A 12,429-nucleotide genomic window follows, 5' to 3' on the forward strand; every position below is an offset into this window, starting at 1 on the left:
GGGGCCCTTTTTCTTTTTGGGTTGATTGTTTGGGCCTGCGCCGAAATCGGCGCCCTGCGCGTTGAACGGCGCGCCTTCCCGCGCAATATAGATGGCATCGTCAATCAACACCCCCGAAGGAATGCCGCCCGATGTCCGTCTCCTTGCCGACCTGGAATCTAGCCGATCTCTATGCGGGTCCCGACGCGCCGGAGGTGAAATCAGATCTCGATGTGGCCGCGAGCGCAGCGAAAAGGTTCAACGCGCGCTATCGCGGGCAGATCTCCGCCCTGGTGGCTGCGCCGGATGGCGGGGCGCAGTTTGCCGAAGCGATCCGCGCTTATGAGGCAATCGAGGACCGGCTTGGCAGGCTGATCTCCTTTGCCGGTCTTCTCTATGCACAGGACAACACCGATCCCGCCCACGCCAAGTTCTACGGCGACATGCAGGAGCGCATCACAACGATCTCGACGGGATTGCTGTTTTTTGCGCTCGAACTCAACAGGCTGGACGATGCGGCGCTGGCACGCGCGCTCGAGGATCCTTCGCTTGCGCGTTACGCGCCGTGGTTGCGCGACCTCCGCGTGATGCGCCCCTACCAGCTTTCCGACGAACTCGAAACGCTGCTCCATGAAAAGAGCGTCACCGGGCATGCGGCCTGGAACAGGCTCTTTGATGAGACGATGGCGCGCCTTGCGTTCGAGGTCGATGGGGAGACGCTGACGCTCGAAGGCGCGCTGCATCTCCTCTCCGACAAGGACGGGAAAAAGCGCGTGGCGGCGGCACAAGCGCTGGCCAGGACATTCAAGGCGAACATTCCGCTCTTCACGCTCGTCACCAACACACTCGCCAAGGACAAGGAGATCGAAGACCGCCAGCGCGGCTTCGACGACATCGCGCAATCCCGTCACATTGCCAATCGTGTCGAGCCGGAAGTGGTCGCGGCGCTCGTGGAAGCCGTGCAACGGTCCTATCCGGCGTTGTCGCATCGCTATTATGCGATGAAGGCGAAATGGCTTGGTCTCGAAAAGCTCGAATACTGGGATCGCAACGCGCCGCTGCCACAAGCCGACGACGCAACGATCCCCTGGAACCTCGCGCGCGACACCGTGCTCGATGCCTATCGCGGGTTCACGCCGCAAATGGCGGCGATCGCCGAACAGTTCTTCGAAAAAGGCTGGATCGACGCTTCGATGCGTCCCGGCAAGGCAAGCGGTGCCTTTTCGCATCCGACCGTGCCGAGCGCGCATCCTTACGTGCTTCTCAACTATCAGGGCAAGACGCGCGACGTGATGACGCTCGCGCATGAACTCGGGCATGGCGTTCATCAGGTGCTCGCGGCAAAGCAGGATGCGTTGATGGCCGACACGCCGCTGACGCTCGCCGAAACCGCCAGCGTCTTTGGCGAGATGCTGACTTTCCGCAAGCTTCTGGCGTCGGCCCCCGATGCCGAACGTCGAAAGACGATGCTCGCCTCCAAGGTCGAGGACATGCTCAACACGGTGGTGCGCCAAACGGCGTTCTATTCGTTCGAGCGGCGCGTTCACACCGCCCGGCGCGATGGCGAATTGACGGCAGACGAGATCGGCCGCATCTGGCTCGACGTGCAGGGCGAGAGCCTCGGTCCGGCGATCCGGCTTGGCGAGGGCTACGAGACCTACTGGTGTTACGTCTCGCATTTCATCCACGCGCCCTTCTACGTTTATGCCTATGCCTTCGGCGATTGTCTGGTGAACTCGCTTTATGCGGTCTATGAGCAGGCGCAGGAAGGTTTTGCGGAGCGTTATTTCGAGATGCTGGCGGCGGGCGGCACCTTGCGTCACAAGGAGCTGCTGGCGCCGTTCGGCCTCGATGCTTCCGACCCCGCCTTCTGGGACAAGGGACTTTCGGTGATCCGCGGCTTCATCGACGAGCTTGAGGCAATGGAATGAGCGACAAGCCGCCGCGCGGCGAACCCCCGAAAGACAGCGAGGCCAACAGCCTCGGCCGCCGCGTTCGGCGCTATGCGCAGGTCGGCGCCGGGGTCGGCGGCATTGCGGCGCGGGTCGCGGGCGAACGGTTTTTCGGCCTTGACGCGTCCAACGACCGGACCGCGCGCGAGTTGAAATCCGCACTCGGCGGCCTCAAGGGGCCGATCATGAAGGTCGCGCAGATGATCGCGACCATTCCGGAGGCCGTGCCGGCCGAGTTTGCCGCCGAGCTTTCCGAGCTGCAGTCAGCCGCGCCGCCGATGGGCTGGCCCTTCGTCAAGCGGCGGATGCGGGCGGAACTCGGACCTGGCTGGGAGCAGCGTTTCGGCACGTTCGAGAAGGAAGCGGCAGCCGCCGCCTCGCTCGGGCAGGTGCATCGCGCGACCACACGCGACGGTGAGGCACTCGCCGTCAAGCTGCAATACCCGGACATGCAGTCGGCGGTCGATGCGGATTTGAGGCAGCTCGGTCTTATTTTCTCGATCCATCGCCGCATGGACTCGGCCATCGACACGCGTGAGATGTACGCGGAAATCGGCGACAGGCTTCGCGAGGAACTCGATTATGAGCGCGAGGCCGCCCATATGCGCCTCTATGCCGGCATCTTCGCCGGCGATCCGCGTATCGAAGTGCCGCGGGTCTACAGCGATCTCTCGACGAAGCGGCTCCTCGCCATGAGCTGGCTTGAGGGCAAGCCGCTTCTTTCCTTCCGCGACCATCCACTTGAGGAAAGAAACCGCATCGCCGAGACCATGTTCGCGGCCTGGTGGGTCCCGTTCAGCCGCTATGGTGTCATTCACGGCGATCCGCATCTCGGCAACTACACGGTGAGGACGGATTTCGGTATCAACCTTCTCGACTATGGTTGCATCCGGATTTTTCCGCCGGCCTTCGTCGCCGGTGTCGTCGAACTTTATCGCGGGCTCGAAACGAATGATCGCGATCGCGCGGCGGCGGCCTATGAGAACTGGGGCTTCCGCAACCTCTCCGGCGAGTTGATCGATACGCTGAACGTCTGGGCGCGTTTCATCTATGCGCCGATGCTCGACGACCGGGTGCGTTCGGTGGCCGATGGCGTCAAGCCCGGCGAGTACGGCCGCAAGGAGGCCTTCGCCGTTCACAAGCGGCTCCGCGAGCTGGGTCCGGTGACGCCGCCGCGCGAATTTGTGTTCATGGACAGAGCGGCCATCGGCCTCGGTTCGGTCTTTCTGCATCTCGGTGCAGAGCTCAATTTCCATCGCCTTTTCAACGCGGCCATCGATGCGTTCGATACCGCAGCGCTCGACAGGCGCCAGAGCGCCGCGCTAAAGAAAGCGAGCGTGCCGCTCGCCGCATGAGCGCCGTTCATTCCCGTTCTCAAGGTTCCCGGCCATGACAGACGATCTGCTGGAAGAAAACACGATTGCCCTGCCCGAGGGCTACACGAACCTCAACTGGTTCCACGGCTTCGGGCGGCAGATCGGACCGCTTTACGAGAAGATCGAGGCCGACGGCCGCTACACGCGCGCCTTTCTCGTGCAGGAGCATCATACCAACGGTATGGGCAATTGCCATGGCGGCATGCTGATGGCATTTGCCGATATGGCGTTCGGTCATGCCATCACAATGTCGGTGCATCGCTACTGGGTGACGGTCAGGCTGCTGACCGATTTTCTTTCGGGCGCGAAGATCGGCGAGTGGGTCGAGGGGACGGCCGAGGTTGTGGGCCGCGAGGACGACTTCTTCACCGTTCAGGGACGCATCTGGTGCGGCGATCGCACGATCATGACCGGCACCGCCGTCTTCAAGGCGCTGAGCGAAAGGCCATCCAGGTGAACGATTTTCCGCTCGCACCCGGCGACGAGGAGGGACCGGCCGTCACACTAGCGCCCGGATGGTTCACGCGCGCCGTCGCTGTCGTGCCCGAGAGCCGTTTCGTCGAGGTGGCAGGCACGCAGGTTCACTATTTGCGCTGGGGCGACCCGGCTAAACCCGGTCTGCTGCTGGTGCATGGCAACGGCGCCCATGCGCGCTGGTGGTCCTTCGTCGCGCCGTTTCTGGCGCGCGAATATTCCGTTGCCGCCATCGATGTCAGCGGCATGGGCGATTCGGGTTGGCGCGAGCGCTACACGATCGAGACATTCGCCGAAGAACAGATCGCGGTTTGCGAGGATGCGGGGTTCTTTGCCGGCGAAGAGCCGCCGATCATCGTTGGGCATTCCTTTGGCGGCTTCATCACCATTCTCACCGGCGCGCTTTACGGCGACAGGCTGGCGGGAACGGTTATCGTCGACAGCCCGGTCAATCCGCCCGACCGGCCCGGCGGTCCGCCCAACCGCGAGTTCCGGCCGCACCGCATCTATCCGACGCTCGGCGCCGCGATGGAGCGTTTCCGCCTCGCACCGCCGCAGCCTTGCGAAAATCTCTATATCGTCGATTACATCGCGCAGCATTCATTGAAGCAGGTCGCCAATCCGGAAGGTGGCGAGGGTTGGACCTGGAAGTTCGATCCGGCTATCTGGCAGCGCTTCAACATCGGCGACATGGGCGCGCGCCTTGCCGCCACGCGCTGCCGCATTGCCATCATGCGCGGCGAGTTTTCGGCGTTGCTGCCGGCCGAGATCGGCGAATATATGTTCAATCTTCTCGGCCGCTCGGCGCCGGTCATCGAAATCCCGCAGGCGCGGCATCACGTGATGCTCGATCAGCCGCTGGCATTTGTCGCGGCACTGCGGGCGTTGCTGGCCGATTGGGACCATTCCGCTCCGTCGCGCACGACCGTGAGCGGGCCGCTGCCGTCGCCCTTCGGCGAATAGCCCGTGAGCCCGGCCGCCTGTTCGGATATGGACATCCCGATGCCCGCAATCGGGGCGGTGCCCGGGCCCTCGGCGCTTGCCGCAGGCGGTTCGTTTGCTATAGTCCGGCTCGCTCAAAAACAGGCTTGAGCGAAGCAGAAATCGGGCGAGGTAGCATGGCTGAGAACAAGGCGCAGGACGGCTGGAGCGGGGAGATGGACGCCAAAGCCCATCTCACGACCTATGAGGCCTTCATTGCGATGAGCAAATGGGGCGCGGCTGCCATAGCCGTTGTCCTCATCCTGATGGCGTTTTTCCTTCTCTGACGACGCGTTCACGCGCAATACGGGTGTTTCTCTCGATATTCCGGCTTGAAACAGCCCGCCAGCGCATCATACTGGAATAATTCTTATTCTCACTTTGGCGGCGCCGGTGCTGGGCAGGCCGTTCGGGGAACAGGCGACAATCCATGAAACTTGCGATTCCCAAAGAGCATCTCGACGGCGAAACCCGCGTGGCAGCCTCTGTCGACACGGTGAAGAAGCTGACGGCGCTCGGACTCGAGGTCGTCGTCGAGACAGGTGCCGGTGCCGGCGCCTCGATCTCCGATGCGCTGTACCAGGAAGCGGGCGCCAAAATCGCGGCCAGCGAAACGGAAGCGCTGAAAGATGCCGACATCGTCTTCAAGGTGCGTGCGCCCAGCGACGAGGAACTCGGGATGATGAAGCGTGGCGCGATGCTCGCCGCCATCCTCAATCCCTATGACGACAAGGCGCGCTTCCAGAAATATGCAGCGGCCGGCGTCAATGCCTTCGCGATGGAACTGATGCCGCGCATCAGCCGCGCGCAGTCGATGGACGTTCTGTCATCGCAGTCGAACCTTGCCGGCTACAAAGCAGTCATCAACGCGGCGGCGGCCTTCACCCGCGCCATGCCGATGATGATGACGGCGGCCGGCACGATTGCGCCCGCGCGCGTCTTCATCATGGGCGTCGGCGTTGCGGGGTTGCAGGCAATCGCGACCGCGAAGCGCCTCGGCGCCATCGTCTCTGCGACCGACGTGCGCTCGGCGACCAAGGAGCAGGTTGAAAGCCTCGGCGGCACCTTCATCATGGTCGAGTCGGAAGAAAGCGGCGACGCCGCCGGCGGCTATGCCAAGGAGATGAGTGACGACTACAAGCGCCGGCAGGCTGCGCTCGTTGCCGAACACATCAAGAAGCAGGACATCGTCATCACCACCGCGCTCATTCCGGGCCGTCCGGCGCCGGAACTCGTCAGCGAGGAAATGGTGAAAACGATGAAGCCGGGCTCGATCCTGGTCGATCTCGCGGCGGAACGCGGCGGCAATTGTCCGCTGACGGAAGCCGGCAAGACGGTCGTGAAGCACGGCGTCACGCTGATCGGCGAACTCAACGTCGCAGGTCAGCTCGCGGTCGATGCCTCGTCGCTTTACGCAAAGAACCTTCTGAACTTCATCACGCCCATGATCGACAAGGAGACCAAGGCGCTGGCGATCAACTGGGAGGACGAAACCATTACGGGCACCTGCCTGACCCGCGACGGCCAGGTTGTGCATCCGTCACTTCGCGAGGGAGGCAACTGATGGAAGCGGCCGCAGTCGACCCGTTCATTTTCCGGCTCGCGATTTTTGTGCTCGCGATTTTCGTTGGCTACTACGTCGTCTGGAGCGTGACGCCGGCGCTGCATACGCCGCTGATGTCGGTGACCAACGCCATTTCGTCGGTCATCGTGGTCGGCGCGCTGATCGCCGTCGGCCTCGATGTTGCGCAGGCGGGCGAGGGCGGATGGCTCTCCAAGGGCTTCGGCTTCGTCGCCGTGATGCTGGCCTCCGTCAATATATTCGGCGGCTTCCTGGTCACGCAGCGAATGCTCTCCATGTACAAGAAAAAGCAGCGCTGAGGGGACCCCGGACATGTCAGCGAACATAGCGGCCCTTCTCTACGTCGTTTCGGCGGTGCTCTTCATTCTGGCGCTCCGAGGTCTTTCCTCGCCCGAGACGTCGCGCCAGGGCAATACCTACGGCATGATCGGCATGACGATCGCCATCGTCACGACGCTCTCGCTCCTGCAGGCGCAGAACACGCTGACCTGGACGCTGATCCTTGTCGGCGTCGCCATCGGCGGCGGCATCGGCGCCGTCATCGCGCGGCGTATCGCCATGACGCAGATGCCGCAGCTCGTCGCGGCCTTCCATTCGCTGGTCGGTCTCGCGGCGGTCTTCGTCGCCTGGTCGGCGTTTCTCGCGCCGGAGGCTTACGGCATCGGCACCTATCACGCGATCCACGCGGCCAATCTGATCGAAATGGGGATCGGCGCGGCGATCGGTGCGATCACTTTTTCCGGCTCGATCATCGCCTTCGCCAAACTCAACGGCAACATGTCGGGCGCGCCCATCATGCTGCCGGGCCGCCACGTCATCAACGCGGCCATCGCCATCGTCATCGTGGGCGGCATCGGCTGGCTTGTCTCCGACGTATCGCGGCAGACGACCGAACTCTTCCTGCTGATCACGGTGCTCGCCTTCATCATCGGCTTTCTCATCATCATTCCGATCGGCGGCGCCGACATGCCGGTCGTCGTGTCGATGCTGAATTCCTATTCGGGCTGGGCGGCGGCCGGCATCGGCTTCACGCTGGGCAACCTCGCGCTCATCATCGTCGGCGCGCTGGTCGGTTCGTCGGGTGCCATCCTCTCCTACATCATGTGCAAGGGGATGAACCGCTCCTTCTTCAGCGTCATTCTCGGCGGCTTTGGCGGCGACACGGCGGCGGCCGGCGGCGGTGCCGTCGAAACGCGGCCGGTCAAGCAAGGCTCGGCCGACGATGCGGCCTTCATCATGAAGAATGCCGGCTCCGTCATCATCGTGCCGGGTTACGGCATGGCGGTGGCGCAGGCGCAGCACACGCTGCGCGAAATGGCCGATATCCTGAAGGCCGAGGGCGTGAAGGTTTCCTATGCCATTCATCCGGTCGCGGGCCGCATGCCGGGCCATATGAACGTGCTGCTGGCCGAGGCCAATGTGCCTTACGATGAAGTCTTCGAGCTTGAAGACATCAACAACCAGTTCAGCCAGGCCGACGTCGCCTTCGTCATCGGCGCCAACGACGTGACCAATCCGTCGGCCAAGACCGACCCGCAAAGCCCTATCTATGGCATGCCGGTGCTCGATGTCGAAAAGGCCAAGACCGTGCTCTTCGTCAAGCGCGGCATGGGGTCAGGCTATGCCGGTGTCGAGAACGAGCTCTTCTTTCGCGACAACACGATGATGCTGTTTGGCGACGCCAAGAAAATGGTCGAAGAGATCGTCAAAGGCCTCTGAGTACGCATGCTGGACGGAATCGACGGGCGGTGCTCACATGGGCGCCGCCCGTTTTCTTTCGAGCGGGAACAAAAAGGGGAGAGAGAAAACATGATCTGGTTGGGTCGAATCGCTGTTGCCCTGGTTGGGCTTTTTTCCTTGGCGATGGGTTTGATGGCGTTCGCCTCTCCCGTCCAGTTGGGTGAGGCGCTCGGGCTCGGCGCGCTGTCGCCTTTCGGCGCGAATTCGCTGCGTGCCGATCTTGGCGCCTTCTTTCTGGCGAGCGGGCTCGCCTCATTGCTTGCGCTCTTTGCAGGCGGCGCGCAATGGATGTGGGGTGTGGCGGTGCTTTACGGCCTTGCGGTCATCGGGCGCGTTCTCGGTGTCGTCCTTGAAGGGGTGCCCGAGGGCGTCGCGCAGGCGATCGTCGTCGAGCTGGTGCTGGTCGCGCTTTCCGTCATCGGTGCAAAGACGCTTGCAAGGGGCTGATCGCCGGATCTCCATCTGGCCTTGGCTGCACGACCCCGGACAGCTTTGCTGGACGAAATGGGCGGGCGGTGTTCACATGGGCGCCGCCCATTTTCTTTTGGGGGAGAGACCCATGGATATTTATCACGGCTGGTTCAACCTGAAGCCTGGCGTACGCGACATGGATTTCGTCGAGGCCTTCACCGGCTATATGGAGCTGCTGGAGCGCGAGGGCGTTATCGAGGGCTGGCGGCTGGCGCGCAAGAAGCTTGGCCTTGGGCCGGCGCATCTCGGCGAGTTTCATTTCATGATCGAGGTCACGGATCTCACCCAACTCGATTCGGCCTTCAACTGGGTGGCGACACGGGCTGATCCCGTCGAGACCGAGCATTTCAACGTCAATTCGCTGGTGACGGGTATCCAGTTCGCGCTTTACCGCGACTTCCCGGACCCCGTGCGCGAGCAGGGCGAGGAACGGTTCTGACATGAAGCCGATCGTCCGTGCGGCGCGGCCGGAGGATCGGCCTGCGCTTGTCCGTCTTATGGGTGCGCTCCACGATTTCGAAACGGAGATCGAGGCAAACCGCGCGGATGCTTCCGCTGCGGCGGAACATTTCGGCTGGGTCGAAACCCAGATCGCGGCGCAAGGTGGCGTCATGCTTGTTGCCGCAGTGGACACCGGCATTGCCGGCTTCATCTGCTACACCTTCGAGGAAGACCCTGGCGCCTTCGTGCGGCCGGAACGACGCCGCCATGCAATGATCTGGGACATTAGCGTTGACGAGGCGGCGCGCGGAAAGGGGGTCGGACGCATGTTGCTGGAAGCGGCCGAGCGGGAAGCGAAAGCCGCGGGCGTCGGCGAAATCAGGCTCTATGTCCTCGAAGGCAATGTCCGGGCCCGTCGCATCTACGAGGAAGCCGGTTACCGTAACTACGAGCGGCTGATGGCAAAGCGGTTCTAGGGCTGCATCCTCAGCTCTTTACCAGAATGGCATTATGTGTCGCCTCGACGAGCCGCATGTCCGGGCGCCGCTCGAGAAAGGCGGTCGTCGCTTTGCGGCAGCCGCCATAATCGTTGTAGTCGTCGAGAATGACGATGCCGCCGCGCGAAAGATGCGGCCATGTTCGCTCCAGGCAGAGAGCGACGGCGTCGTGCCAGTCGCAATCAATATGGGCGAAGGCGATCCGTTTTTCCAGTTTGAAGGAGACGGTCGCGTCGAAAAGTCCCTTGACGAGCGCGATGCGCTGCCCGTCCACGGGCACGCCGAAGCGCGCGAACTGCGCTTTGACCTTCCCGTAGAGATCGGGTTCGTAGCCATAGTAGCGGTCGCCGCCGATCCCTTTCGAATGGCCGCTCGCAATGATCTTGTAGCGTTCGTGCGATTTCTCTCCGTCCGCCTCCCCCGGCGGCGGAATGGTGCCGAAGAGATCGAAGCCGGTGAAGCACCGGTCCGGCGTCATCCGCGTTGCGATGAGGATTGCCGAGCCGCCGAGAGCGACGCCATACTCGACGCAATCCCCTTCGATACAATCGGTGCCGATCCGTTCGAGGGCATCCTCGAGGTTGCGGAGCTTCGTCGGCGTGAGATAGGTGAGATGGGCATCGCGCACGTCGCGCGCGGTTTGCGAAAGCTGCCGACGTGTCCATGTCTCGGAAAGGCGCGTTCGAAGCTCTGCCAGCATGTCCGTTTCCCTCCGCCGGGCGCGATGGGTGTCACTCTCTCATGGGCGAAGGTGCGGCGGTGTGAGCATTGCGTGACCGGGTATCCGAAGGTGCACTCAGGCGGGTTTGCTCGTCTGCCACATGGTTTCGAACAGGGCCTGCTGCAAGCCGGCGAATTCCTCGCTGTCGACGATGAGGCCGTAATTCTCCCGCCGCGACGAGATCAGGGCCACCTTGCCGCCATAGATGAAAGTGGTGATACGGAAGGCGTCCGATGACGGCGCATAACGCACCTCGCGCAGTTCTTCCTCGCCTGCCTGCCAGATGTCGTGCGTCTCCTCGCTCTGCGCGCGAATGACGCGCAACCGCGTGCGCATTTTCACGCGTTCCGCGATGAAATTACGCAAGGCCTTCGGGCCCGGCACGGCGAGCAGTTCGCGCATCGAGAGAATGCCGCAAATCTCCGGCAGCGGTGTCGCCAGTACCGCATTGAGGACGATGCGGATGCCTTCCGTACCGTCATACAGACGGAATCGCGGCGCGCCATGCGTGCGAGCGTGGATCGCACGCAGATCGGGCAGGATCTCATCGAGCGTCCGCCGTTTGTCGTCGAGATTGCGGACCAGAACGTCCGGGTCCTCGGCCACCACATGGGTGCGGCCACCGCGCTCGACCTGCGTCACCAGCCCGTCTTCCAGCAGTTTTTCGAACAGCGCATAGGCGGTTGTCCGCTCGATGCCGGCGTGTTGCGCGACCGCCGTCACGGTCTTGTCGCCAAGCTCCAGCGCGGCGAGGTAAAAGCGCGCCCGCTTGCCGGTGAGGCCCAGCGCCGCCAGTTTGGGCTCGAGTTCCATGGCATCTCACGGGTTGTCCAAAAATTTCGACATATTTTTTGACATTCTCCGTATTGACGCGCCGGTAGTCAATCGAGATAGATAATAAAGCTGTTTCAGGTGGATATTTGTGACGATGCCCACCGCATATATGTCAGCAAGTTTCGACAAAAAGGACTTTCATGCAGACGATCCTGATTTCCTCCGGTCTCATCCAGATCACCTTCGCCGTTGCGCTTGGCTGGGTAATGGTCGCGATGTACGGGCCGCGCAAGCGCTTCGGCCCGCTGGTGAACGCCAAACGCGTGCTCCAGTGCCATATCGACAACATCCTGATGGCCCTGCTGCAATTCGCCATCGCGGCGGTTCACCCGGCGATCCCGGAAGTTGCGGGTTGGCTGCTCCTCGTCGGCTCATGGACCAACGCCCAGCTCTTCATGGTTCATGCCTTCTCGAAGGAGGGCTACATCAAACACCGGATCATCGACATCGCGACGCTGGTATCCTTCGGTTTGCTGAGCATTGCCTATCCCTGGCTTCTCTATGCGTGGTTCACGGCTTGAGGAAGGACACCCGATGAGCGAACCGAAGACTGTTCGCGCGGCCGCCATCCAGGTCGAGGCGCGTGTCGCCGACATTCCCTGGAACATCGAGCATGCGAGCCGTCTCGTGGACGAGGCGGTACATCGCGGCGCGGAGCTTGTCGCGCTGCCGGAATTTTTCACCAGTTGCATCATCTATGACGAGCGCGTGTTCGGCTGCTCGCTGCCGCCCGAGAACCCGGCGCTCGACATGCTGAAGGAGAAGGCTCGCCGCCACCGCATTCATGTAGGCGGCTCCTATCTCGAGATGCGCGATGGCGACGTCTACAATACCTATGTCCTTGTCGAGCCCGACGGGCAGATCCATCGACACGACAAGGATCTGCCGACCATGGTCGAAAACGCCTTTTATGTCGGCGGCAGCGATACCGGGCTGATGCAGACCTCGCTCGGAGCTGTCGGCGCCGCCGTCTGCTGGGAAACCGTGCGCACGCAGACGGTCAAGCGCCTTCGCGGCAAGGTCGGCCTGCTGATGACCGGCAGCCATTGGTGGAGCGAGCCCGGCTGGAAATGGCCGGCAGCCTATTGGCGTCGTTTTCACGAGGGCAATGGCCGCATGATGGCCCGGACGCCCGGCATCTTTGCCGGTCTCGTCGGTGCGCCGCTTCTTCACGCGGGGCATGCGAGCGTCATTGAAGGCGGGCTGCTGGTTCTGCCCGGCACGCGCCTTGCCGCGCCGATGCGGACGCAGCTGATGGGCGAAACGCAGATCATCGACGGCGAAGGCAATCTGCTGCAGCGACGCCGTTATCAGGAGGGCGCCGGCGTCGTTACCGCAGACATCGCGCTCGGTCCCACTGCGCCGCGCGCCGAGACGCCGG

The 12,429-nt window shown here is 62.8% G+C and carries 14 protein-coding genes and 1 pseudogene; 13 read left to right on the forward strand and 2 right to left on the reverse strand.

The features are described from left to right. The first annotated feature begins 131 nt into the window (after window positions 1-131). From WEB61_RS03610 to WEB61_RS03660, 11 genes and pseudogenes are all read left to right on the forward strand, one after another. Window positions 132-1,910 carry a M3 family oligoendopeptidase gene (locus WEB61_RS03610; protein WP_368062959.1) on the forward strand — a complete coding sequence of 593 codons (1,779 nt, stop codon included), beginning with the start codon at window positions 132-134 and terminating at the stop codon, window positions 1,908-1,910. After that, the gene (locus WEB61_RS03615; protein ID WP_368062960.1) at window positions 1,907-3,286 is read left to right on the forward strand and encodes an ABC1 kinase family protein; all 1,380 of its coding nucleotides are present in this window, start codon (window positions 1,907-1,909) and stop codon (window positions 3,284-3,286) included. The genes WEB61_RS03610 and WEB61_RS03615 overlap by 4 nt, the downstream gene beginning before the upstream one ends. Before the next feature lie 34 nt (window positions 3,287-3,320). Continuing rightward, complete coding sequence (locus WEB61_RS03620) at window positions 3,321-3,764, forward strand: PaaI family thioesterase (RefSeq protein ID WP_368062961.1); 444 nt, start codon at window positions 3,321-3,323, stop codon at window positions 3,762-3,764. After that, window positions 3,761-4,744, forward strand: coding sequence for an alpha/beta fold hydrolase (locus WEB61_RS03625; RefSeq protein WP_368062962.1), 984 nt, complete (start codon window positions 3,761-3,763; stop codon window positions 4,742-4,744). Before WEB61_RS03620 ends, WEB61_RS03625 begins: the two co-directional genes overlap by 4 nt. A gap of 155 nt (window positions 4,745-4,899) precedes the next feature. Then, a complete protein-coding gene (locus WEB61_RS03630) occupies window positions 4,900-5,049 on the forward strand; it encodes an aa3-type cytochrome c oxidase subunit IV (protein ID WP_368062963.1) in 150 nt (49 codons plus the stop codon). A 143-nt stretch (window positions 5,050-5,192) separates the two neighbouring features. Then, on the forward strand, window positions 5,193-6,326 hold the full coding sequence (locus WEB61_RS03635) for a Re/Si-specific NAD(P)(+) transhydrogenase subunit alpha (protein WP_368062964.1): 1,134 nt from the start codon (window positions 5,193-5,195) through the stop codon (window positions 6,324-6,326). Between the two features lie 11 nt (window positions 6,327-6,337). Next, a pseudogene (locus WEB61_RS03640) lies at window positions 6,338-6,643 on the forward strand (proton-translocating transhydrogenase family protein); the annotation flags it as partial. A gap of 13 nt (window positions 6,644-6,656) precedes the next feature. Further along, a complete protein-coding gene (locus WEB61_RS03645; RefSeq protein WP_368062965.1) occupies window positions 6,657-8,063 on the forward strand; it encodes an NAD(P)(+) transhydrogenase (Re/Si-specific) subunit beta in 1,407 nt (468 codons plus the stop codon). Between the two features lie 90 nt (window positions 8,064-8,153). After that, window positions 8,154-8,531, forward strand: a complete 378-nt coding sequence (locus WEB61_RS03650; protein ID WP_368062966.1) for a DUF4345 family protein — start codon at window positions 8,154-8,156, stop codon at window positions 8,529-8,531. Window positions 8,532-8,643: 112 nt separating this feature from the next. Further along, entirely contained in the window at window positions 8,644-8,994 is a 351-nt protein-coding gene (locus tag WEB61_RS03655) for a DUF6614 family protein (RefSeq protein ID WP_368062967.1), read from the forward strand. A 1-nt stretch (window position 8,995) separates the two neighbouring features. Beyond that, complete coding sequence (locus tag WEB61_RS03660) at window positions 8,996-9,472, forward strand: N-acetyltransferase family protein (protein ID WP_368062968.1); 477 nt, start codon at window positions 8,996-8,998, stop codon at window positions 9,470-9,472. A 10-nt stretch (window positions 9,473-9,482) separates the two neighbouring features. On the opposite strand, the gene WEB61_RS03665 is transcribed toward WEB61_RS03660, so the two are convergent. Both WEB61_RS03665 and WEB61_RS03670 read right to left on the reverse strand, forming a co-directional pair. Beyond that, window positions 9,483-10,193: a TylF/MycF/NovP-related O-methyltransferase gene (locus tag WEB61_RS03665; RefSeq protein ID WP_368062969.1), complete on the reverse strand. Its 711-nt coding sequence runs from the start codon at window positions 10,191-10,193 to the stop codon at window positions 9,483-9,485. 96 nt (window positions 10,194-10,289) lie between these two features. After that, window positions 10,290-11,027, reverse strand: coding sequence for a TrmB family transcriptional regulator (locus tag WEB61_RS03670; protein WP_368062970.1), 738 nt, complete (start codon window positions 11,025-11,027; stop codon window positions 10,290-10,292). A gap of 161 nt (window positions 11,028-11,188) precedes the next feature. On the opposite strand from WEB61_RS03670, the gene WEB61_RS03675 reads away from it, so the two are divergent. Both WEB61_RS03675 and WEB61_RS03680 read left to right on the forward strand, forming a co-directional pair. Further along, the gene (locus WEB61_RS03675) at window positions 11,189-11,569 is read left to right on the forward strand and encodes a hypothetical protein (protein ID WP_368062971.1); all 381 of its coding nucleotides are present in this window, start codon (window positions 11,189-11,191) and stop codon (window positions 11,567-11,569) included. A 13-nt stretch (window positions 11,570-11,582) separates the two neighbouring features. Continuing rightward, window positions 11,583-12,429, forward strand: an 847-nt coding sequence (locus tag WEB61_RS03680) for a carbon-nitrogen hydrolase family protein (protein WP_368062972.1), incomplete at its 3' end; no start/stop codon positions are given.

The sequence above is a fragment of the Parvibaculum sp. genome (assembly GCF_040882025.1).
GTDB lineage: Bacteria > Pseudomonadota > Alphaproteobacteria > Parvibaculales > Parvibaculaceae > Parvibaculum.